Genomic DNA, 24,478 nt, shown 5'->3' with positions numbered 1-24,478 from the left:
TGATTGATTAAATATGGCTGAAGCTATCAATCCGGCAGAAACTCAGGAACAGTCTGCACATCCGGCACTTGCTGCAATTGAGCATGTGCTTCGGGTGGTTGCCCAGCATGAGTGGGAAATTATTCAGCCATGGGCAGATAAGCTGTTATGGGCGCTTAATCGTGGCGACAGTTATATTATTGTTCCCCGACAGCATTCGGAGGCGCTTCGTAAATGCAGAATTCTTGTTGGAGCTGCTGGTACTTATACGCCATTTATTTTGCAAAGCAATCATTTATTTTTAGGAAGAATGTGGCAGCTTGAGCAGGATATAGCCGAGTCTATGCTGGCATTGGCCAGTATTCCGCCTGTTCATTTGAATGTGGATGTAGCCGCTGATCTGGCGGACTGGTTTCCTGATGCCGACAGTACCCAGCAACGTTTTGCTGCGGCACTGGCTCTTATTCAGCATTTTGTAGTGATTAATGGCGGGCCCGGAACTGGTAAAACGACTACTGTAGCCAAAATACTGGGTTTATTGCTGAAACATACCTGGCATCTATCGCGCCCGCCGCAAATTGCACTGGTAGCACCAACTGGTAAAGCAGCGGCACATATGGCGAATGCTTTACAACGAGCATTGGATAAGCTGCCATTATCTGATGACAGCAGACAATTGCTGGCGGATTTATCAGGTCAGACGGTTCACCGCCTGTTACAGTTACAGCCTCCATTATTAACAGGCCCATTTGATGCAGAACATCCTTTACCGGTTGATATACTGGTGGTGGATGAGTCTTCGATGCTGGATTTGTCTCTGTTTCGTGCACTGTTGCGTGCTTTAAAGCCTGATGTTCGTATCATTTTGCTGGGAGATGCTAATCAGCTGCCTGCTGTAGGCGCAGGAAATGTGCTAGCTGAATTATCACAGCCGACAGTACTGTCTTCTGAACTGAAAAAACAGCTAACGGCTTTATTGCCCGAACAGTCTTTGCCTCCTGTCAGCGATAATGCCGGTATGGCTCAATACGTTGCTACCTTAACTCACAGTTACCGATTTGATGCGACACAGGGTATTGGTGCTCTGGCCTCCGCTTGTATCAATGGTGACGCGACGGCTGCACTTAATGCAGTAAGCAGTTTTCCGGAGCAGTTACAACTGTACCAATTTGATATACAAGTACTGTGTCGCAAATTATATTCACAGCAACAGCTATGGTGGCAGGCAGTGGCTGAAAATAATATTACTCAAGTATTCAGCCATCTTACCGATATTATGGTGCTGACTGCATGGCGTACTGATGCAGAAGCATTTAATCAGCAATACCGAAGCTATTTACGGACTCAGTTACATCAGAATACAGATAGCTGGTTTGCTGGTGTGCCGATTCTGATTACTCAGAATGATTATGGTGTGGGTTTGTTCAATGGTGATATCGGCGTGATTCTTCCTGAACAGAATAATAGCGGGCATTTACTCGCTTATTTTGCTGAAGGGACAAATTATCGCTCAATTTCCCTCAGCCGCTTACCACAGCATGAGGCAGCCTTTGCCATTACGGTACATAAAAGTCAGGGATCAGAATATGATGATGTCTGGTTGCTGGCTCCGCAGTTGCGCGCAGCAGCTGATGATTCGTTGTTTAACCGTTCTCTTTTGTATACCGCATTAACCAGAGCCAGAAAACAGTTTACTTTTTGCGGTACGGCCAAACAGCTAGTACAAGGTATAAAAAATAACCAGCAGCGGCATAGCGGATTAGGTGCAGCTCTGGCTCAATTATTGAGGAAACAGACACAATTGTCTTTATTCTGAATTGGCGGAATTTGCGTCGCTGATTGGTTGTTTTGTTCAAATAATCTATTTGTTAAACATTAAATTTTTGTGTCATTACATCCGCGTGGTGAATAAAATAAGATTATGCTATTCTGTTTATTCTATTACAGAATAAAGTTTCAATTATGCAAAAACCTTTAATTGCCATTATTGCGGCGATGCAGCCTGAGCTGGATTACCTGCTTGAACAACTGGATAACCGGCAGGATAGTCAGGCTGGTGCTGTTTATTTTCATCGTGGTGAAATTAAGGGCGTACCAGTGATACTTGCACTGAGTGGTATTGGTAAAGTCAATGCAGCGCTGACAACAGCAGTAATAATTGAAAGATTTACACCTGATTATGTTATCAATACTGGTAGTGCCGGTGGTTTGAAAGCTGGTATTCAGATTGGCGACGTTGTTGTTGGTTGCGAAATAGCTCATCATGATGTTGATGTAACTGTTTTTGGTTATGTACCGGGTCAGGTACCACAATTACCGGCACGATTTAACGCTAACCAGTATCTTGCTGATGCAGCCAGAAAAGCCGCACATGTATTTACAGGTGCAGAAATCTATACTGGTTTAATTGTCAGTGGTGATCAGTTTGTTGGTACTGCTGAACAAAATCGATTGATTAAAGAAAAATTTTCTGATGTTGTGGCTGTAGAAATGGAAGCCGCTGCCATTGCGCAAACTTGCTATCAGCTTAATATCCCTTTTGTGATTATTCGTGCTATTTCAGATAATGGTGATGCAAATGCTTCTGTCAGCTTTGATCAGTTTCTGCAACAGGCTGCCGGTAATTCTGCACAAATGGTAATCAACTTAATTACTTCAGGATTGAATAAATCTGCCTTTGAAAACAAGTAAATTAGAGTAGTGATACTGAAAACAGAGTAGATATTCAGATAAATAAATATTCTGATACTGCTCTGTTTTTTTATTTCTTGCTCTGAATTGTCTTAATATAGTGTTGGGTACTGTCAATCTTTTGACATTTATTAGTCTTGGCAGAAAATAATAAATAATTTGGATTATCTGTGATTGAGCATGTTTATGCAGAAAATTTTCTTACAAGCATGACATTGCTAAAATTTAATTTTGCCGGTTTCTCAGATATCGAATTTGATACAGGTGCTGTGTGATTACATTAAATTTTTGTTTGAAAAAATTTGATTATAAACAATTTAAATATTATTAATTGACTTTGTAGACAAGCCACTATTTAATAGCTTCTTTACAATATAGCTGGTTATGTAATAACTGTATTTACTGTGCTGCCCGCAGCTATAGAAAATTAAGACTAATAATAGCTTATTTTTAACCGGCATTTATTTCATCAGGATGAGATTGTGTTCCATTCATTTTTTCCAAAGCCACGTTGGTTTTTTCCGTCTGCCATATTGTGGATAGGCCTAAATATTGCCCTCTGGTATTGTGGTGGGGAGAGTGCCGGAGAGTGGTTTGGCTGGCCGCAAGGCTATGCGGACAAACCTCTGACTATTGGTCTTTCGCGTTTCTGGTCGCCGGCATTTTTGTGGTTTTATCTCTGGTTTTTGCTGGCTACAATCATTTTTGCTGTTTTCTGGTCAGTAGTAGCAAAACATCCGTGGCAGCGCTGGTCAATATGGGGTTCTGCTTTAATTCTTTTTAATATCTGGTTTAGTGTACAGATAAACGTAACGATTAATGCCTGGTATGGTCCTTTCTGGGATATGATTCAGAAGATGCTCAGTAATGGGGGTGGGCCGATCAGTGATTTGTATCAGAATATACTAACATTTTTGCAGATTGCGATGGTTGCAGTAACAGTATTTGTATTAAATACTTTTTTTGTCAGTCATTATGTATTTCGCTGGCGTACAGCCATGAATTATTACTATATTGAAAACTGGTCGAAACTGCGTACTGTTGAAGGGGCTTCTCAGCGTGTTCAGGAAGACACCATGCGCTTTGCCACTATTGTAGAAGAGTTGAGTGTCAGTCTGGTTCGGGCGGTTATGGTATTGATTGCATTTTTACCTCTACTGTTTCAGTTATCCAGCCATGTGCCGGCATTACCAATAATTGGTGAAGTAAAATATTCACTGGTTTGGGCAGCACTGGGCTGGTCCTTGTTTGGTACAGTTTTATTAGTTGCGGTCGGTATTAAATTACCCGGACTTCAGTTTAATATTCAAAAAGTAGAAGCTGCATATCGTAAAGAGCTGGTATATGGGGAAGATGATAGTGAACGTGCTCAGCCGGCGACATTGAAAGAGCTTTTCGAACGGGTAAAGGTTAATTACTACAGACTGTATTTTCACTATGCCTATTTCAATATGGTGAGTATATGGTATTTACAGCTGGATGGTATATATGGGCTTGTTATGTTATTTCCATCCATTGCAGCGGGTACCATGACTCTGGGCTTAATCAATCAAATTCTTAACGTATTTAATAATGTTCGTGAATCATTTCAGTATCTTATTAATTCATGGAAAACCATTATTGAATTGCTGTCAATTCATAAACGTTTGAAGGCTTTTGAATCTATACTGAATGACAAAAATTGATATCTGATTGTTTAGAAAATTCTATAGGTATCCGGCTCTGACCGGATACCCATAGAATTTTATCATTTTGCTCCGATTTCGATAGAGAAAGATTAGTGATAATGTAACCAAGAGTTACATGAGATTTTTATTGGATATTTCTCAAATTTAAATTTACAAGTTGTAATTAAGCAAAATAAATCTTGATTATATTTGCAGAGTTTTTTTATTGATAATCCAGTGCAATCAATTTTTTATCAATAGCTGTTGCTGGCTGAAATTCAGAGCTGATGATATACAAAATGTTATTTTTATCCTGTAAAAAAAGCGGAATAGCCTGCGGATGATCATGACAATACTGGTGATAATCATAGGTAGCGGTAATATTGGTAATTTTAATTTTTGTCTGCTTACCAAGCATATTTTCCAGCCTTCTGAAAGTCACATCTTTGCCAAAAAGCTGGCGGGAAACATATTGATACTGTTTTTGTGCACGCGAAGTTAAATCCTGTTCTTCATTAAAACGGATGCGATATATATTCTGTTCGCCAAAATCATGCCGAAATTGCAGTTCACATAATGTATTCAGTTCTTTATCTCGGCTAACAGCAAACAGATAGCCAATACCTATCAGGTCAAGCTCAGTTTGTGCATTTTCTGAAACAGGGTTGCCAAAATATGTACGCAAACCCTTCATGCGCGCACGGGCAATTTGTACATAGTGATAATCGGCAACTAAAACATCAATATTAAGCTGCTTAAGTGTTGTAGCCAGCATCAGGGCTACTTCATTACTGCCTACAATCAGTACACCGTTATTACCGGGTTCACGGACTTTTAGTATACCGGCAACGGTTTTGGCACCAAGTCCCTGTATCAAGACAGTGCCGATAATAATCAGAAAAACCATTGGTGCCAGTAGCTCAGTTCCGGATAAATGTTGATTTTGCAGGCGTAATGCAAACAATGAAGCAATGGACGCAGCGACGATACCGCGCGGACCTATCCAGCTAATCATTATTTTTTCCTGGATACTTAGGCCGGAATTAAAAGAAGAGAACCATACAGCCAGAGGGCGTGCAATAAACATTGCGATAAACAGCAAAGCCAGCCCACGCCAGCCTAAACCCAGTAACGCAGTAACGTCCATACGGGCAGCAAGAATAATGAACAGCGTGGGTATAAATAATAAAGTTAAAGATTCATTAAATGCGAGAATACTTTGGCGGGGAAATTGCGGCCAGTTTGCCAGGGCGAGTCCTAAAATAGTAACGGTTAACAAACCAGACTGGCTTTCGAGATAATTGGATACGGAAAACAAAATTAAAACAAAGGCAAATGTTACGACATTGCGCATATATTCAGGCAGCCAGTAGCGTTTGATGGCATTGGCAAGAAATACTGCACCGAGACCCCCGCAAATAAATGCTACCAGTACAATTTTGCTAAAAAGCAATAGAGAATTTTCATGTCCGTCAGAAACGATATATTCGTATACCAGTACAACTGCAATGGCACCTACTGGATCAATAATTATCCCTTCCCAGCGCAGAATATTGGCAATTTTCGAACGAGGACGCACACTGCGCAGCATGGGTGCAATGACAGTAGGACCAGTTACACAGACAAGTGCACCAAATAACAGAGCTACCCGAAAATCCAGATTAAACAGCCAGTATGCCGCCAGCGATAATAAGATAATAGTTATCACTGCTCCAAGCGTTACCAGATTCTGCACAACTCGCCCGTGCTGGCTGATTTCATGAAATTGCAGGGTCAGTGCGCCTTCAAACAAAATAATGGCAACGCCAAGTGAAATAGAAGGAAAAAGTAGACTTCCCAGCACTGTATCAGGATGAAACCAGCCCAGAACCGGACCAATCATGATTCCGGTAAACAACAAAAAGAGTACGGACGGTTGTTTTAAATACCATGCCAGCCATTGAGCGCCCATGCCCAGAGCCAGTAATATCGATAACTGAAAAGCGATATCCATTGCTTATATTTGTGTAGTTCTCAGAATTGCTATTCTGCCACAAACTTGTTTCGCTATTATTATTTTCGATGAAGTGACGATTATGTATTAACTAAATGATATTTATATTGACAGATTATCAAACTTAGACTGATTGTTTGGCAGGCAAATACATATTAATGGAAATTAACATGTATATCTTTAGGTTATATTAATTTATGTTTATAAATACAATTAATTTGTAGCTAAATTGGTTGAATCGCTGCACAATTATGCATGTTTATAATGGGAATTAAGTATATTCCGGATTTCTGTGAATGTAATTAATGCCTGACTTGTGCGCAAATTATTGTTTTTATTCAATAATGCAAGCACGCAATCATGGAGACGATATGAATACACGTATTGAACATGACAGCATGGGTGAAATCGCTGTATCTGAAAATGTTTACTGGGGTGCGCAGACGCAGCGCAGTCTGCAGAATTTTGATATTGGCGGCGAAACTTTGCCTCCGGCAATGATACAGGCAATGGCTTTGGTGAAAAAAGCAGCAGCTTTAACTAACCAGCAGCTTGAGCGTATCAGCGGAGAATGTGCCGGCTTAATAGTACAGGCTGCTGAACGTGTTCTGGCTGGTGAACTGGCAGACCAGTTTCCATTGGTAGTATGGCAAACTGGCTCTGGTACGCAGAGTAATATGAACATGAATGAGGTTCTGGCTAATGTGGCCAATGAAATAGCCGGTCAGCCACGGGGCAATTATAAACCAGTACATCCGAATGATCATGTTAACCATGCTCAGTCTACCAATGATTCATTTCCGACTGCTATTCATGTCGCTACAGCGATTCAGATTAATAAGCATTTGATTCCCGCTGTGCAGGCTTTACGTGACACGCTGGCTTCTAAAGCAGAAGCCTTTAAAGATATTGTTAAAATTGGTCGTACACACCTGCAGGATGCAACACCGCTGACACTGGGTCAGGAATTCAGTGGCTATGTCAGCCAGCTGGATCATGGACTAGAGCGTTTGCAGCAGGCATTACACTGGTTATATGAATTGCCATTGGGTGGTACGGCTGTAGGCACTGGTTTGAACAGTCATCCGCAGTATGCAGAAAAAGCAGCAGCTAAACTGGCTGAGTTAACCGGTTTACCGTTTGTTAGTGCACCTAATAAATTTGAAGCACTTGCCGGACGTGATGCAGTGGTATTCGCTTCTGGAAGCCTGAAAACTCTGGCGGTTAGCCTGAACAAGATTGCCAATGATATTCGCTGGCTGGCCAGCGGACCTCGCTGCGGTATCGGAGAAATTACTATTCCGGCAAATGAACCTGGTTCAAGTATTATGCCGGGTAAAGTGAATCCGACACAGTGTGAAGCCATGACTATGGTAGCTGCTCAGGTAATGGGTAATGATACGACTATTACAGTAGCGGGTGCTTCGGGTAATTTTGAACTGAACGTATTTATGCCTGTACTGGTGTTTAATATTCTGCAATCAGTACGTTTACTGGCTGATGCATGCAATAGTTTCAATCTGCGTTGTGCACAAGGAATTGAACCTGTAAAAGAAAAAATTGATGCCAATTTACATCATTCACTGATGCTGGTTACTGCGCTGAATCGTCATATTGGTTATGAAAAAGCAGCTAAAATTGCTAAAACTGCTTATGCACAGAATACAAGCCTGAAACAGGCAGCAATAGAGCTGGGATTTCTGACAGCAGAAGAGTTTGATAAATGGGTTATTCCTGAAGATATGATTGCACCACACTAATGGTGTAATCTGATTAAAAGCCGCATCGAATTAATTCCATGCGGCTTTTTGATATTAAACTCAGTATTATCGGTTGTATGATTAAGCTTTTAAAATTGATTACAATCTGATAATAAATTTTTTGTATATTTTAGTTAGTTTGCTGTATTTTTAATTAAACGCGCTTCTAACCTTACATAGCGGTGTTTGTCCAGTAATTGCAGACGTACACCAGTAGTATCATTGATTATACGCCATGATTTAACAAAACCTAATGTACCGGTACCAGTCCGTTCATCTTCTATATTGGCACATAGTTTAGTGATGCCGAAAGGCTTACTTAATCGCAATGTATGACGATAGTCGCGATAGGTTCCGTTTATATGATTACAGCCGAAATAAGCAAAATACTGGTGTGTATTCGGATCAAAACGAATGCGAGAAGAAGTATCTGGTGTGGGTTCTCCATTCAGAGAACGGATTTCCCAGTTACCGGATAAAAATCTGGTATCAGGCTTATCTGCAAAAGCACAGGCATTAGTTATAAGCAAAACAGCCATACAACCCAGAAAGAATGTTAGTTTCTTCATCTTTTTAATTTCATTTACTTATATAGCCAATTAATTTTGACATATTTTAGTATTTTAGCATTTTTATTCAATTTTGTCAGATTTTGCGCATTATTGTTCGGATTCGCGTTGTTGTTTATACAAACGTAACCATTCAAGAGCTTCTGTTTTTTGCTGATCATTTCCATATTGTAAATCTCGCATGGCGCGGCGGTAACCAGCCTGCTCCTGTGCCTTGGCAATTTGCTGCTGCTGAAAAGAGTCTTGATTATCAGGCACTCTTCTGTGTATCTGTTGCGTTTGTGCTTTAGCCATTGCTTTTGCAATCAGGGCAGCCGGATTAATTTTGCCGGCAGACTTTGCTGCAGAAGTTGTGGTTGTTGCAGGTTCTTTAGTTTTGCGTGCATGCAGTTGTTTCTCTTTTAAACGCTGCAGGCGTTGCAGACGTTCGGTACGATGCTGAAATCGCAGACTTGCCTGAGTAGCAGCAGCAAAACGGTCACTTTCCTGCCCATCGGTCAGTGTTCTTGACCGTGGTAACCAGTGTTCAAGTACCGGCTGCATATCGATACAATCAACCGGGCAGGGGGCAATACATAATTCACAACCACTGCATTCAGTGCTGATTACTGTATGCATTTGTTTGGTTGCGCCCATAATCGCATCTACCGGACAGACTTTAATACATGCCGTACAACCGATACACTCGGTTTCATCAATTACAGCTATTGCTTTAGGGAGGGCAGCTTTAAGCGCATCAGCCGGAGGAAGAACCTGCACTTTTAACAGTTTAGCTAAATCACTGATGACAGCAGTACCGCCCGGTGTACAAAGGTTAATTTCAGCTTCTCCGCGACTCAATGCCTGAGCATACGGCAAACAACCCTGATATCCACATTGCCTGCACTGAGTCTGAGGTAAAAGCCGGTCAATGTGTTCAGAAGCAATAGACATGATAAAACTACGTAGTTTTTAATACTTAAAGAACTATTCTAACATAAAGCTAAAACAGCAAATTTATACATATAAGCAGACTTTATTAAATATTATAGTCTGTTTATTCTGCTTTGTATTCAATCCTGTGCGGTTGTGGCTGAAATTATTTACCTGCAGGTGCTGTCCAGCCTCCGCCAAGAGCCTGATAAAGTGAAACCTGTGAATTCAGATAATCTGCTTTACTCTGAATCAGCTGACTTTGTACGCTTAGTAAATTGCGCTGGCTGTCCAGAACATCAAGATAAGGAGAATAACCTGCACGATAACGATTTGTTGCATGGTGCAGGGCATTCTCCAGTGCATCTCGTTCCATTTCCAAAGCTTGTTCCTGTTCCTGCAGGCGATAACTGCCGGATAATTGGTCTTCAACTTCCTTCAGAGCAGTCAGCACAGTTTTGCGATAGTTCCAGACAGCTTCATTACGTTTAGCTACATTCAGATCAAAATTTGCTTTTAATCGTCCGCCTTCGAATACAGGTGCCAGAATACTGCCGCCTATACTCCATAAATTAACCGGTTCTTTAATTGGTGAAGTGGTAAACAGACGGCCGAATGTAGCGCTGATTTTCACGGAAGGTAAAAATTGTGCCTGAGCCGAAGCCAGACTGGCATCACTGGCAGCTATTAATAGTGCTGACTGAACTATATCCGGACGATTTTTCATCAGATCAGAAGGCAGTATGTCAGGTATAGCCGGTGCATGCAGTTCCGATAAGGATAAACCGCGTTCAATGGTACGGCTGCTACTGCCTGTCAGCATACTCAGAGCATGTTCCTGCTGGCTGATACTGGATTGAACTACTGGAATCTGTTGCAGTGTGGCTGCATATTCAGCCTGTGCCTGATTCAGTTCCAGCTTGGATGTATAGCCGACATTAGCTTTAGATTGAGCAATTTTTAGCTCTCGCTGACGCGCTTCCAGAGTTTTTTGCAGTAAATTCAGCTTTTCATCAAGTGCACGCAGAGTGACATAAGATTTAACCGTAGTTGTGATGACACTCAGACGGGTTGCTTCTTCGGCAATTTCACTGGCCTGCCGGTTCAGACGACGTGCTTTCCATGCATTACGGTTTTGACCAAAAACATCCAGTTCGTATGCAGCCTGAAATGTTGGCTGTTCTACCCGGTTAATGGTAGCAATACCAAAAGCATTCAGGCTTTTTTGCCGTGAAGTACCGCCGCTGGCTTCCAGACTGGGTAGTAAGGATGCGCGCGAAGCATGTTCCTGAGCGAGTGCTTCCTGTATTCGTGTTTGTGCCAGAGCGATATCAATGTTATTAGCAAGTGCTTCACTGATAAGCCGGTTTAAAACCGGATCATTAAGCTGAGTCCACCATTGTGCATCTGCATGTTGAGCGGAGTGATGATACTGTTCATGCCACTGTACCGGAACGTCGACCCGCGCAGCTGCCGGAATGTTCGGAATTCTGGGAATACAACCACTGGCACTGACTGATAGGGCGATCAGGGTAAACAGTCTGATTAAAGGTGTTTTCATGCTTTCACTCTGGTTGTATCTATACTTACTACCACAGACATGCCCGGGCGCAGACGTTCAAAAAGATCATTACTGGTATCAATGCGTATGCGGACAGCGATACGCTGTGGTACTTTAACGAAGTTACCTGTAGTGGTATCTGGTTTGATTGCAGAAAATTCACTGCCGGCAGCCGGAGAAATTTTTTCTACGGTACCTTTGACTCTGGCTCCGTTCAGGGCATCCACTGTAAACCATGCTGGCTGACCAACGCGGATATTGGCTGTCTGTGCCTCTTTAAAGTTAGCGACTACCCATTTGCGTGCGGGTACCAGAAACATTAATTGTGTTCCGGCATTTACCAGCTGACCATTTTTGACGCTGATTTCACTTAGCCGGCCACTTTCAGGCGCCCGGACAACGGTATTGGATAAATCAATCTGAGCCAGTCCGAGCTGTGCATGTGCATTATCAACGTTTGCTTTCAGGCCGCTCTTGTTAACATGAGTGCTTTTCAGATCTTCCTGAGCAACCCGATATTGTGCTTTAGCTTCCGCAACTCCGGTTTGAGCCTGTTTTAACGCAGCTCTTGTCTGGTCACGTTCACGTAAGGAAAGCGAACCATCCGTAACCAGAATATTTACCCGGGCCATATCAGCCTGAGCTTTTTCCAGTTGCGCCTGAGCATTGGCAATATCTGCCTCACGGGCTGCCAGAGTTGCTTCTTTACTGCGGCGATTCTGTTCGTAATTGGCTAAAGAGCTATCCTGTAAACCAATTCCGGCTTCAGCGGCTGCAACTTTTTGTTTGTAGATGCGGTCATCAATCTGTATGAGTGGCTGTCCAGCCTTAACGTCGTCAAAATCCTGAACATATACCTTAGTAACGTAACCAGTTACTTGAGGACTGATTATGGTAGTCTGACCACGTACATATGCATTATCAGTTGATACCATTGAGTTGCGGAATGGTGGTAATTTCCATGCACATAAAATCATCAGGACACCAAGCATTAATACCAGTACCAGAATAGCTGTTACAAACCATTTACGTTTAGGAGGCTGCCACTGACTGGCTGCCGGCTGGGCAGGTGAGGGATTAGCCTTACCGGCAGAAGCGGATGAGCTGTTTTGCTGGTTCGTGCCCGCCTGATTCGTATTTGGCTGAGCAGATGTCTGTTCTTTAGCGGTTTTGTTTGCTGCCGGAGCAGACTGTACAGTTTGATTGCCGGTTGTTTTCTGATTTTGATCCGGATTGTTTTGTTGTGTGTCAGTCATTATTGTCCTTCTTTATTTTATTGTTTTGGCGGTTCTTGCATTGCACGCTGGCGGGCAGCCGCATAGTTTCTCAGTTCACGCCCGATAGGGTTGGTACCGTGTATCTGATGCCACCAGCGATGTGCGCCGACAACCAGAAAGCAGATTAACGAACCGATTCCCACCAAAACAAATAAATCATTGTAAGCAGCTATTTGTGCCAGCATGGTGTCCTGTTGAATCAGTTTACTGACACCATAGGCATGATTCCAGCTGCTATCAAAACTAAAGCGCTGGCTGGCCAGAGCATTCTTCTGAATTGCCTGATTGACTAGCGGGTCTGTCAGGTATGCACTGTCTGCGCTGTTAATCAGATGAATGCGTGTTCTGATCGTAATGAAAGCATTAAGTAACGCTGAACCGATTAGTCCACCGACAGTTTGTGAAAAACCGAATACTGCCGAGAAACTCATGATGTATACAGGGTCTTTGGAAAGAGCCCGTATCAGTCCTTCCATCATAACCGGCCCGAAAAAAAACAGCGAAGCAAAGGCAATCATAAACTCGGGAATATAGAAGTTAACCGGCCGTGACCACTGATTCTGTCCAACTTCCATAAAACTGGCCATAGCAATAATGGCAAATGAAATGACCAAAGGTAATTTAATATCAAGAGGATTGAATGTTAATACACTAGTAAGCAATCCGAGTACAGCACCGCAGGAAACAACAGCATAAAAATGTATCATCTGGTCATTACTCAGACCTAAAACTGTCATCAGACCGGCCGCACCCATATTTTGTTCAGATAAGGCAACCCGTATCAGTGAACCGAAAATCAGTATCTGGAGCATACCGTTGGTATGCATCATCCATTTGATATCCAGCATCGGGTGTTTGCGGTTGTATTCAATAATCACGGAAAGCATACAGCATACGACGCCGGCTACAAACAGCCAGCCAATCCAGTCTTTGTCCCACCAGACAATCCTGCCTTGTACCGCTCCTGCAGAAATAAAGGCAATTCCGGCAGCCAGCAAAGGGAAGCTTATCAGATCAATTTTTTCGAAAGATTTTTCCAGATAGCCAGAGGGAATAGGTAACAGCCATACTGCACCGCATACCAGTAATGCCATACCTAGCTGAAAGCTGAATACAAGCTGAAACTGTTCGTGCTGTAAAAGCAGGGGAGAAATAAATCTGGCCAGCGGCTGGCTGAGCTGAGTAAGCCCCAGCCCGAATATCATGCCTTTACCACGATGAATAGCCGGCATCGCCTGCATCATGTAATACATGGCTACACTGTTTAAGCTGCCGCCTACCAACCCGCTCATACCACGGGCGAATAATTCCATATAATAATCATGGAAAAAAAACTGAAGGCAATTAGTCAGTATCAGCCCAAGAATGATATAGCCTACATAACGCGGCAACCCGAAATTCTGGCGGATTTTAAAAAGTAATACACTGATAATGGCGCTGAACATGTAATAAGATACCTGTATCCAGCCGCCCTGTTCAGGTGTCAGTCCCAAGTAGCCCTGAATCTGGGGAATGTTGGCCAGCATCATGCCATTGGTAAATCCGGCAGTTAAGCCAACGATTGTTCCAATGATGCCGTAGCATAAACGCCTTTTCCACGGATGGTCGGGAAATGACGGTGAGCCCGCCATCATGGGGCGTTCATGCGGTTTTAACTGATAGATATTTTGAGACATGGATTTTTTACTGCAATATACATATGCTGAAGCCGCTACAATTAAAAATGCCATCCAGTAATCCTGATTAACTCAGATGGATGGGCGATAAACGTTCAGCGTGTAATTATTCTAAAACAAATTTTTAGTTTCTGCTAACAATATTTTAATATCTGTGATAATAACTCTGCTTTAGAATAACGGATATAAATTGTTAATTTTTAAAAGTATTTATCATTGTATAAATATAAAACTATTGTGTCTGTCAATAAATCTCAAGTGATAAAGATAAATTACGATTACATAAATATACGATAATTAAAACAGACAAGGCCGCATATTAGTTTAATGTAAGATAGGACGAAAGTTCAGTAATTACTGATTGATTTTTTAGAGACAGGCATAAGTGATAATCACTCATAAGTATTAACTTATTTTGTTAATAAAAAATCCAGAAGAGTAGATGGTCGTTAAAAACAAAAAAGCATAATCCTGAGATTATGCTTTTTTGTTTTTAACTGGTGCCGGCACCAAGAGTCGAACTCGGGACCTTCTGATTACAAGTCAGCTGCTCTACCAACTGAGCTATGCCGGCGAAAGAGGAGCGCATTATGCGCAATAAAATTAAATCGTGCAAGCCTTTTTGGTGATTATTTTTTAAATTTACAATTAAACTGCTGTTTTAACGATTAAATAAAATATTCAAGTTTTAGCCTGATGGCGACAAACTATAACTATTTTTTATAACGTCCTATATTATAATACTGGGTTTTGTTTATTTATCGGGAGTGTCAGGGTGGGACACCATTTGAAACTCGCGCTTGCCGGCGCGCAAATTCTGTTTGTAGCATTTGGTGCTATGGTTCTGGTACCGTTGCTGACAGGGCTGAATCCGGCACTGGCATTAATGGGTGCAGGTATAGGTACTTTATTATTTCAACTTTGTACTAAACGTAAAGTACCGATTTATCTTGGTTCCTCTTTTGCGTTTATTGCACCGATTATTTATGCCATGCAGGAATGGGGACTTGGTTCAACTATGTTTGGTCTGTTTGCTGCCGGCTTTATGTATTTTGTTTTTGCCGCATTAATTAAATGGCGCGGTCTGGCTTCAGTACATCGTTTACTGCCACCAGTGGTCATTGGTCCGGTGATTATGGTGATAGGTTTATCGGTGGCTGTGGTAGCGAGCAGTATGGCTATGGGCAGATCCGGTGATAAGCAGGTGGTTGATTACGCTCATTCATTATTTTTGTCCGGTTTCACATTTGCTGTAACGGTTATTGTTACAGTATTCGGCAGCAAAATGATGCGGCTGATTCCGATTCTGATCGGTGTGGCTGCCGGTTATATTATGGCCTTATTTACCGGTATGGTAGATACCAGTGCCATGGCAGCGGCACCCTGGTTTGCTGTGCCGCATTTCGCTACACCTGAGGTTAACTGGCAGGCTGCACTGTTTATGCTGCCCGTAGCTATCGCACCAGCTATTGAGCATATTGGCGGAATCATGGCGATTGGTAAGGTAACAGGCCACGATTATGTAAAAGACCCCGGTTTGCATCGGACTTTGCTGGGTGATGGTTTGGGTGTATGTGTGGCCGGTCTGATTGGCGGCCCTCCGGTTACTACTTATGGAGAGGTTACCGGCGCGGTGATGATTACTAAAAACAGTAATCCGGTAATTATGACCTGGGCAGCCGTTTTTGCAATTTTTATGGCTTTTTTTGGTAAGTTTAATGCATTTCTCAGCTCTATTCCGTTGCCGGTAATGGGCGGGATTATGTTGTTGCTGTTTGGTACTATTGCTTCATTAGGTTTGAAAACGCTGATTGATGCCAAAGTGGATTTGATGGAACCGCGTAATCTGGTGATTGTCAGTTCCGTACTGACTGTCGGTATCGGCGGTATGGTTGTGAAGATTGGTACGATGGCCTTTGCTGGTGTGGGTTTGTGCGCTTTACTGGCGATTGTGCTTAATTTGCTGTTACCGGCTAAATCATCTGTTCAGTCCTGATAGATTATTTAAACGATTTATCCTGTAAAAAACCGCAGCTTGTTTATTGCTGCGGTTTTTGTATTTGGATATTAATTCTGTCTTTTAAGATAGTTTCAGTAAGAAATATATCAATTCAGATACAGGAATTTCAGGACAAATTACGTGCAGGAATATTAACTGTCTGAATATCAACGGCCAGTTAAATAGAGATTAATGATACAGATAAATATTTAGGTCATTATCCTGCAAAAGACAATTTCTTCAATTTCAAACAGAAAATAGCGGCTTTTGCCGCTATTTTAGACTAACCGGACAACCGGCTAAGATTAAGCTGCCTGAATATTAGCCGCTTGTTTACCTTTTGGACCGGTGGTCACATCAAAAGATACACGTTGACCTTCTTTCAAGGTTTTGAAACCATTCATGTTGATTGCAGAGAAATGTGCAAACAAATCTTCGCCACCTTCATCTGGGGTAATAAAACCAAAACCTTTAGCGTCGTTAAACCACTTAACAATACCAGTTGCCATGAAACTTCCTATACATAAAAAACAAAATAAAGAACAAGTTTACGACACAAAAAGGCCAAAAAAATAGTGAACGACTGTACAACAGTTTGTCTGGCAGTCTATGTCTGACTTGTTAAGTAGTCTTTTTACATAGGTTAAGAACTAACGTCAAGCAAGCTTACCGAAAAATGATAAAATTATTAAAACCGTTACTAAAAACCCACAGATACATGTAGATTAATAGACAATGTCAAATTCGAAGATACAAATTGTTAGCCAGAGCCAGAAATCCATGATAATGCCGCCAAAGCGCTATAAAGTGGTTTTGCTGAATGATGATTACACGACAATGGACTTTGTAATTGCAATTTTAATGGATGTGTTTCATTTACCACATACGCAGGCCATAGCTATTATGCTGATGGTGCATGAATCAGGCAGCGGGATATGCGGTGTGTTTCAAAAAGATATTGCAGAAACAAAATGTAATCAGGTTTTGTCACGCTCGGAAGCAGCCGGTTTTCCTTTACAGTGTTTGGTAGAAGAGGCCTGAATTGCCTGTTTGGGTAATTACGGGTGAAATATTAGTTCTGCGGGCGCTACTTGAATTTTATCGTGTATGCTTCATGTTGTTTATACAAGTGAATAAAATTGGTTGCAGTCGCTATTGATAACGTTACTTTGTCAGGAGGTCGGATATGATTTCGGCACAGCTTGAAAAAATTCTGCAATATGTTTATGCCGAGGCTCGTAGCCGTGCCTTCGAATTTATTGGAGTGGAACATTTATTGCTCGGCCTGTTGCAACAAAGTGAAGATGTTAGTGAAGTATTACAGGCTGTGGGTGTAGACAATCATTTGCTGGCTAAACAGTTACAACAGAGTATTTATGAAAACACTCCGGTTTTGCCGGATAATGAGCTGGAACAGTCTGAATTACAGCCTACACTGGGTTTTCAGCGGGTTTTACAGCAGGCTATCGTGCATGTACGTGCGGCTCAGGCAAAAGGAGAGGTAACGCCGGTTGATGTATTGGTTGCGATAATGTCGGAAAAAGACAGTCATGCTGTCTATTTTATTGAATCGCAATCAGTAACCCGTCTGGATGTGCTGCGATATCTGACACTGGGTAATCATCGTTTTTCTCAGGATAAAAATACCGAGCAGAATAATGAAACAGAAGCAGCCAAAGCAGAGGCAAAAGCACTCGAACTGTATACAGTGAATCTTAATATGGAGGTAATGGCCGGACGTATTGATCCCTTAATCGGACGCAATGAAGAAATGCAGCGTCTGATTCAGACATTGTGTCGACGGCGCAAAAACAATCCATTACTGGTAGGTGAGGCTGGTGTAGGTAAAACTGCTCTGGCAGAAGGACTGGCCTATCTGCTGGTGAATGAAAAGGTACCTGAATCTATTAAGGGGTCAGTAGTTTTTTCTCTGGATATGGGCGCACTGCTGGCCGGTACCAAATATCGTGGTGATTTCGAAGCACGCCTGAAAGCAGTAATCAAAGAATTAAGTGAGCTGGATAAAGCTGTGTTGTTTGTTGATGAAATTCATACCATCATCGGAGCTGGCAGTGTGTCCGGCGGGACAATGGATGCATCCAATCTGCTTAAGCCCGCGTTAGCTAAAGGAAGTATGCGCTGTATTGGTGCCACTACGTATCAGGAATACCGTACTATTTTTGATAAGGATCATGCATTAAGCCGGCGTTTTCAGAAAATAGATGTAGTAGAACCTTCCGTACCGGAAACGGTACAGATATTGCAGGGCTTACGTCCGGCATTTGAGCACTTTCATCAGGTACGTTATACCCGTGCAGCATTACAGGCTGCTGCTGAGTTATCCGCACGCTATATAAACGAGCGATTTCTGCCTGATAAGGCGATTGATATCATTGATGAGGCAGCTGCTGCACAAAAAATTCAGCCGAAATCCAGACAGCGTAAAGTTATCGGACGGGCTGAGATTGAGGCTATTGTCGCTAAGGTGGCACGTATTCCGGAAACTGCTGTTTCTCATGATGATAAGCAGGTATTGCGTTTTCTGGCCGATAACCTGAAAGTAAAAGTTTTTGGACAGGATCAGGCTATTGATGTACTGGCTGCATCAATAAAAATGGCTCGTTCCGGTTTGAAACCGGCTGATAAGCCGATTGGCAGTTTTCTGTTTGCCGGGCCTACCGGCGTCGGTAAAACTGAGGTTGCCAGACAGCTGGCGCAGTTGCTGGATTTACCATTACTACGCTTTGATATGTCTGAATATATGGAACGGCATGCAGTTTCGCGTTTGATTGGTTCACCGCCGGGCTATGTTGGATACGAGCAGGGTGGATTGTTAACTGACGCGGTGAATAAACAGCCGTATTGTGTGTTACTGCTGGATGAAATTGAAAAAGCCCATCCTGATGTATTTAATGTGCTGTTACAAGTGATGGATTATGCCAAACTCACAGATAATAATGGACGTAGTGCGGATTTTCGTAATGTAATTGTCATTATGACCACTAATGCAGGTGCTGCCGAGCTTGCCAGACCGAATCTTGGATTTACCGGTCAGCGTAAACAGTCTGACAGTTTGATTGCTATTAAGAATACTTTTACTCCTGAATTTCGCAATCGCCTGGATGCTATTGTTCCATTTAAGGCATTGGATGAACAAATTATTGCGAAAGTGGTTGATAAGTTCTTGCTGGCTCTGGAACAGCAGTTATTGTCTAAACAGGTTGTGGCTGAATTTACACCGGCTCTGCGTGTTTTTCTGGCTAAAAATGGTTTTGATGCAGCAATGGGTGCGCGTCCGATGCATCGTCTGATACAGGAACGTATCCGTAAATTGCTGGCAGATGAATTGCTGTTCGGAAGGTTAAGTGAGGGCGGTGCTGTGCTTATAGATTATCTTCCGCAGTCAGATGAAGTAGTACTGGATTTTGCGGATTCTCAGGAAGCTGATCAGAACAAATTTGAATCAGTAACAATTGAATAATTATGTTAAGAATGTCAAAATTAAGATAAAAAAAAGTGTGGCGAAGAGCCACACTTAAACACACACATCAAGAGGAAACCAATCAAAGTAAATTCATTATAATGTTTTTGTTCAGAAGTGTTTTGATTCATATCAAATGTAAAGCTTTAATCTGAAATTATTTGAAAAATTTAATCTCTCTGCTTTGTAAAAAAACAGAGAGATTGTTTTTTTATGTAATTGTCACTGCAATTGTGCAGGGAGAGGATCGTTTTGCAGCTTATCTACAGGTTGTAACCGCTGATTGAGATCCAGAACCTCTAGCTGAGTACTGTCCGTTTCACTGAAAAATTGTTTACTATACGGCAGTTGTGGGGTGCTGATTCCCAGCCATTGTGCAACTCCATCCAGCAATTCTAAACCGCTGCGCCGTGCTTTGTTACGTAATTGTCCAGTTTGATTACTGCTGATAATCACTAATGGAACATGATAGTTCTGATAGAAGTGATCATTATGACGAAGAATACTTTCAGAACGCACGATGCTGTTTTTTTCATAACTGTTTTTATCGTGACTTAAACCGTGATCGCTGAAATACAACATACTGAATGGCTGACCGCTGTGCTGTAATGCACTATATATCTGACTTAGTAAATTGTCTGTCTGCCGGATAGTGTCAATATAGCAGTTACTGTTGTTATTATCGACATAGTGATGCGCTGGTTGTGGAAGACGGTCGCACGGATTAGGATGAGAACCCATGATATGCAGCACAATCAGCCGTGACCGATTCGCAGGCAGTGGCTGATTTAAAACTTTTTGCAGCGGTGCAATAAGTTGATCATCAAAGCTGCGTATACCAAAATCGTATCCGGTTGTTTTCAGAAAAGTCACCTGATTTGCCTGATGAGCAATAGTGGAAATTGATGTATCGTATTGTCCGAGAGCCCCCTGATTAGATAACCAGACAGTATCCATACCGGCTTTCTTAGCCAGAGTAATAACATTATTCTGAATGCTGAAAGGTTTGCCATGGCTTAGCGTTAAGCCGTGTAATAATGAAATAGGCGTGTTGGGGCCGGCAGACAGCATATTATCCATAACAATATTGGCATGTTTATCCAGAAATGGTGTATCTGCATATTTAAAGCCATACAGATGCATATAGTCTGCACGTACACTTTCACCGATAATTAGTACATAGTTACGATAAATCTGATGGCTGCTGCTGATTTGCCAGTTGTCAGGTTTGGCTAAATCCTGCTTCATTTTTGCCAGTGCAGCAAAATAGGCTCGTGGTTGCAGATAGGCATCTGCTAAAAATTCCACTGGTTGTGCGCGCAACGCAAAACCACCGGTTGTATAGCCCTTACGTGCTGTCTGTACTGTCATTACTATTAGAATCAGTACCAGCGGAATACTCCAGTAAAAGCGCCAGCGAGGTGCTGCGGCTTTACGATTAAAACGTACAATAAACAGCGGAACGACAGCCAGTAAAATAGTAGCAAGGTAGGTGTGCCATGGAATAGCACATATATATTCACTTGCTTCACTGGCGGTTGTGCTTAATAACGAAGCAACAATACCAAAACTTGGCCGGCCGTACAGAGTAGCAGTAGGGTGGTATAAAAGAATAATAATAGCACTTAACCACATCAGCCAGCGCCATACGCTCGGGAAGAAACGCTGTAAAAGCAGCATAAGCAGCCAGGTTTCAATAATCCGGTTAGGATTCGGCGGATAAGCCAGCGCATAAATCATTACCAGACTGTAAATAAGTAATAACAAAATCATCAGCAGATAATGTTTACGAGGTGTCAGTTTCATAAATAACTCAGGATGCAGGAGTAAAATTATCGGCAAAGAAAGCTGTTTCTGCCAGAGCAGCCTGTTTGAAGAATAAGGATTGTGCGCTGGCAATCATTTGCGGATGTCCGCATGCATATACTTCATGGTTGCTCATGTCAGGATAATCATTTAAAGCGATATCCTGTACATACCCTCGAGCTCCTTTCCAGGCTGATTCCGGACGGGACAGTACCGCTGTCCACTTTGCCTGAACCAATTTGGCGCAGAGTTTGTCCAATAAGGTAGCATCGTACAAATTTTCTTCTGCGGCTACTCCCCAGTATACATGGATAGCCTGCCGGTATTGTTGTTCAGCCAGAGTATTCAGCATAGCTTCAATTGGCGCAATACCAGTACCAGATGCCAGCATAATTAATGGTTTTTGCTGTTTACTCAGTTGAAAGCTGCCTAAAGGTCCGTGAATGTGAATAATATCTTTTTGCTGAAGCCGTCCGTCAAATAATTGTTCAGAAAAAACACCACCTGTATGGCGGCGGACATGAATAACCAGCTGACGAGTATCAGTATTAAAACCGGCGATAGAGTAACTGCGGCGTAAATTATCAGCAAGAACAATATCGACATATTGTCCGGCTGTAAAGTTAAACTGTTTTTTTAGCGGCAGTTTCAGGGTAACAATGGCTACATTGGCACAATAGCGAATATCATCAATCCTCGCATTCAGTGTTTGAACCGGCTGATTATTTTTACCCAGATAATTGGGTAGATAAAGTGTTATATCACTTTCAGCACTCTGACAGCATAATAAAATATCCTGCTGATTGCTGTCTTTACTGTTCAAGGCCGCCTGTGAATTGATTTCAGTAGTTTTGCCCTCGGTCAGTTGCGCCTTGCAGGCACCACAACAGCCACTTTTACAGGCATGCGGCAGCATAATACCGTTTTCAATAGCCGCATTAAGCAGTGATTCCCCTTGTTTTGCGTAAAAAGTTTCACTTGCCGGTAAAACAGTTATCCGATAACTCATATCTGTTTTATATTATTTTAAAGAAAACGGCTATTTTAGAACCTTGCCAGATAAAAGCCAAATCAGGAGGTAAAAAGTGATAATAAATGCCGCAGCGCAGATTACATTATTATTTAATGAAAAAAGCCTGTTATGTTAATAACAGGCTTATCATGAATACTGCCTGAAAAGGCAGGGAAAGATTTAATTAGAAAAGTATTTGGCGTAGATTTTGTCGTACTCGCCACTGGCACGAATTTTTTTCAATGCATCATTCAGTTTTTCTACTGTGGCTGTATCACCTTTGCGTACCACGAATCCATAATGGTCTACACCAAATTCCGGTACCTTATTAATAGTAAATTTATCAGCACCGTTGGCTTTAACATAATTACTGATAACAGCACCATCTGAAACCATGGCCTCAACTCCACCATTTTCCAGCTCTTTAATGGCTAAAGGTACACTATCAAAACGGGCAATTTTGGTACTTTGGGCACCAAGTATTTTCTGAACGGCCAGATCACCGGTCTGACCACTTGCAACAGCTACCCGCTGCATATTATTTAACTCTGCCAGAGAATGAAAGGTTTTTGCTTTCGGTGTCAGTACCATCATAGAAATATCAAAGTACGGATCGCTGAAAGTCATACTTTGTTTACGTTCATCAGTAATGGTTACCCCGGAAGCTACTATATCTAAATCGCCATTATTTAAACTGGCAAACAGACCATCCCAGGGCTGGTCTTTAAACTGTATTTTGAAATTACCGGCTTTAGCCATTGCGGTAAGCAAGTCAATATCAAAACCGGTAAGTGAACCATTAGCGGTACGTGACTCGAAAGGGGCAAATTCGGCATTTGTACCCACAATATAAGTTTTATCGGCACTAGACTGTGCAGGTGCAGGTGCAGGTGCAGATGCAGATTCTGAATTATTTTTACTTCCGCCACAGGCTGTTAGCACCAGTGCAGAGCACATGGCCGCAGCGGCCAACCAGTGTTTGATTTTCATAAATGCTCCTTAAGTTCAGATGGGTTAATTGGCTAAGGAAGATGTTCTATACAAAAATTTACATTTGATAATATGCATCCTTACTGCCATGTCTGGTTTGATAGTAACATATTTAAATGATGACACAAGCTTTACAGATACTCTGTAATGTAGGTTTGCAGTGTTATAATTTCACTCTCACATATACAAGACATTTATTAACAGTATATAAATTATGTGTGTTTTAGTTTTACAGGATAATTTATGCATATAATACATACCATTGCTGAAATGCGTTCATGGCGCAGGCAGGCTAAACGCGTAGCCCTGGTACCGACTATGGGTAATCTGCATGAAGGTCATTTGTCACTGGTACGTACAGCTAAAGCTTATGCAGATTCAGTGGTAGTAAGTATATTTGTTAACAGGATACAGTTTGGTGCCGGAGAAGATTTTGATAAATATCCGCGTACTTTAGAGCAGGATGCAGAAAAACTTAAAGCAGCTGGTGCTGATGTGGTATTTGCACCTGATGAAAGCGAGCTTTATCCAAATGGTGTGCAGAGTTATTTTGTTGAACCGCCGGCAATCCAGAATGAGTTATGCGGGCGCAGCCGTCCGGGTCATTTTCGCGGGGTGGCGACAATAGTAACTAAATTGTTTAATATTGTTCAACCTGATGTAGCCTGTTTTGGTAAAAAAGACTATCAGCAACTGGCTGTGATAAAAGGCATGGTTCAGGATCTGAATATGAATATAGAAATCATTCCGGTAGAAATTGAACGAGCACAAACCGGTTTGGCTTTATCCAGCCGTAATGGTTATCTTTCGGCACAGGAGCATGTACAGGCAGCACAGTTGTTTGCACAGTTACAAAATATTGCCGATGCAATTAAGCTGGGAAATACTAACTTTTCGGCTTTGGAAAATAGTGCCGCAACGTATTTGCAACAAAATGGATGGCAGGTTGATTATATTGAAATCAGGCAGGCACAAACGCTGACAAAAGCTCAGATATCCGATAAAAATCTGGTTATTCTGGCTGCTGCAATCTTGGGAACTACCCGTTTAATTGATAATATAGAAGTCAATTTGTCGCATTAATAATAAAAATAGTCTGTTAACC

At 41.9% G+C, this 24,478-nt stretch carries 18 protein-coding genes and 1 tRNA gene; 8 read left to right on the top strand and 11 right to left on the bottom strand.

From position 1 onward, the window contains the following. Positions 1-13 precede the first annotated feature (13 nt). The 3 genes from recD to sbmA all read left to right on the top strand — a co-directional run bounded on the left by recD (position 14) and on the right by sbmA (position 4,355). A complete protein-coding gene (recD, locus tag H3U82_RS04960) occupies positions 14-1,795 on the top strand; it encodes an exodeoxyribonuclease V subunit alpha (RefSeq protein WP_198209503.1) in 1,782 nt (593 codons plus the stop codon). Between the two features lie 146 nt (positions 1,796-1,941). Next, complete coding sequence (locus H3U82_RS04955; protein ID WP_198209501.1) at positions 1,942-2,670, top strand: 5'-methylthioadenosine/adenosylhomocysteine nucleosidase; 729 nt, start codon at positions 1,942-1,944, stop codon at positions 2,668-2,670. A gap of 482 nt (positions 2,671-3,152) precedes the next feature. Then, positions 3,153-4,355, top strand: coding sequence for a peptide antibiotic transporter SbmA (sbmA, locus tag H3U82_RS04950; RefSeq protein ID WP_100125337.1), 1,203 nt, complete (start codon positions 3,153-3,155; stop codon positions 4,353-4,355). Positions 4,356-4,560: 205 nt separating this feature from the next. Here sbmA and H3U82_RS04945 read toward each other — a convergent pair whose 3' ends face one another. Beyond that, entirely contained in the window at positions 4,561-6,330 is a 1,770-nt protein-coding gene (locus tag H3U82_RS04945; protein ID WP_084551611.1) for a sodium:proton antiporter, read from the bottom strand. Between the two features lie 371 nt (positions 6,331-6,701). Here H3U82_RS04945 and fumC point away from each other — a divergent pair, with 371 nt between their 5' ends. Then, entirely contained in the window at positions 6,702-8,090 is a 1,389-nt protein-coding gene (gene fumC, locus H3U82_RS04940) for a class II fumarate hydratase (RefSeq protein ID WP_084551610.1), read from the top strand. Positions 8,091-8,224: 134 nt separating this feature from the next. Here the strand turns inward: fumC and H3U82_RS04935 are convergent, their stop codons facing one another. The 6 genes from H3U82_RS04935 to H3U82_RS04910 all read right to left on the bottom strand — a co-directional run bounded on the left by H3U82_RS04935 (position 8,225) and on the right by H3U82_RS04910 (position 14,659). Further along, on the bottom strand, positions 8,225-8,659 hold the full coding sequence (locus tag H3U82_RS04935) for an META domain-containing protein (protein ID WP_078474818.1): 435 nt from the start codon (positions 8,657-8,659) through the stop codon (positions 8,225-8,227). A gap of 90 nt (positions 8,660-8,749) precedes the next feature. Beyond that, complete coding sequence (locus tag H3U82_RS04930) at positions 8,750-9,592, bottom strand: RnfABCDGE type electron transport complex subunit B (protein WP_198209499.1); 843 nt, start codon at positions 9,590-9,592, stop codon at positions 8,750-8,752. A gap of 145 nt (positions 9,593-9,737) precedes the next feature. Further along, on the bottom strand, positions 9,738-11,132 hold the full coding sequence (locus H3U82_RS04925; RefSeq protein WP_084551608.1) for an efflux transporter outer membrane subunit: 1,395 nt from the start codon (positions 11,130-11,132) through the stop codon (positions 9,738-9,740). After that, positions 11,129-12,388, bottom strand: coding sequence for an HlyD family secretion protein (locus tag H3U82_RS04920; RefSeq protein WP_198209497.1), 1,260 nt, complete (start codon positions 12,386-12,388; stop codon positions 11,129-11,131). The genes H3U82_RS04925 and H3U82_RS04920 overlap by 4 nt, the downstream gene beginning before the upstream one ends. 17 nt (positions 12,389-12,405) lie before the next feature. Further along, positions 12,406-14,139 carry an MFS transporter gene (locus H3U82_RS04915; protein WP_198209495.1) on the bottom strand — a complete coding sequence of 578 codons (1,734 nt, stop codon included), beginning with the start codon at positions 14,137-14,139 and terminating at the stop codon, positions 12,406-12,408. Positions 14,140-14,583: 444 nt separating this feature from the next. Beyond that, positions 14,584-14,659 (bottom strand) — tRNA-Thr (locus tag H3U82_RS04910). Positions 14,660-14,860: 201 nt separating this feature from the next. Between H3U82_RS04910 and H3U82_RS04905 the strand changes: the two genes are divergently transcribed. Beyond that, the gene (locus tag H3U82_RS04905; protein ID WP_078474813.1) at positions 14,861-16,081 is read left to right on the top strand and encodes a uracil-xanthine permease family protein; all 1,221 of its coding nucleotides are present in this window, start codon (positions 14,861-14,863) and stop codon (positions 16,079-16,081) included. Positions 16,082-16,389: 308 nt separating this feature from the next. Here the strand turns inward: H3U82_RS04905 and H3U82_RS04900 are convergent, their stop codons facing one another. Then, entirely contained in the window at positions 16,390-16,593 is a 204-nt protein-coding gene (locus tag H3U82_RS04900) for a cold-shock protein (RefSeq protein WP_025330479.1), read from the bottom strand. Between the two features lie 226 nt (positions 16,594-16,819). Here H3U82_RS04900 and clpS point away from each other — a divergent pair, with 226 nt between their 5' ends. Both clpS and clpA read left to right on the top strand, forming a co-directional pair. Next, positions 16,820-17,125, top strand: coding sequence for an ATP-dependent Clp protease adapter ClpS (clpS, locus tag H3U82_RS04895; RefSeq protein ID WP_025330480.1), 306 nt, complete (start codon positions 16,820-16,822; stop codon positions 17,123-17,125). Between the two features lie 145 nt (positions 17,126-17,270). Next, complete coding sequence (gene clpA, locus H3U82_RS04890) at positions 17,271-19,565, top strand: ATP-dependent Clp protease ATP-binding subunit ClpA (protein ID WP_198209493.1); 2,295 nt, start codon at positions 17,271-17,273, stop codon at positions 19,563-19,565. Between the two features lie 222 nt (positions 19,566-19,787). Here clpA and H3U82_RS04885 read toward each other — a convergent pair whose 3' ends face one another. The 3 genes from H3U82_RS04885 to H3U82_RS04875 all read right to left on the bottom strand — a co-directional run bounded on the left by H3U82_RS04885 (position 19,788) and on the right by H3U82_RS04875 (position 23,373). Next, the gene (locus H3U82_RS04885) at positions 19,788-21,371 is read right to left on the bottom strand and encodes a phosphoethanolamine transferase (protein ID WP_198209491.1); all 1,584 of its coding nucleotides are present in this window, start codon (positions 21,369-21,371) and stop codon (positions 19,788-19,790) included. A 7-nt stretch (positions 21,372-21,378) separates the two neighbouring features. Next, complete coding sequence (locus H3U82_RS04880; protein ID WP_084551604.1) at positions 21,379-22,380, bottom strand: 2Fe-2S iron-sulfur cluster-binding protein; 1,002 nt, start codon at positions 22,378-22,380, stop codon at positions 21,379-21,381. A 183-nt stretch (positions 22,381-22,563) separates the two neighbouring features. Beyond that, positions 22,564-23,373: a basic amino acid ABC transporter substrate-binding protein gene (locus tag H3U82_RS04875; RefSeq protein ID WP_198209489.1), complete on the bottom strand. Its 810-nt coding sequence runs from the start codon at positions 23,371-23,373 to the stop codon at positions 22,564-22,566. A gap of 243 nt (positions 23,374-23,616) precedes the next feature. On the opposite strand from H3U82_RS04875, the gene panC reads away from it, so the two are divergent. After that, positions 23,617-24,456: a pantoate--beta-alanine ligase gene (gene panC / locus H3U82_RS04870; protein ID WP_037391876.1), complete on the top strand. Its 840-nt coding sequence runs from the start codon at positions 23,617-23,619 to the stop codon at positions 24,454-24,456. Positions 24,457-24,478 lie beyond the last annotated feature (22 nt).

The organism is Snodgrassella sp. W8132, assembly GCF_016100865.1.
Taxonomy (GTDB): Bacteria; Pseudomonadota; Gammaproteobacteria; order Burkholderiales; family Neisseriaceae; genus Snodgrassella; species Snodgrassella alvi.
This window is presented reverse-complemented; position numbering and strand designations above follow the sequence as displayed.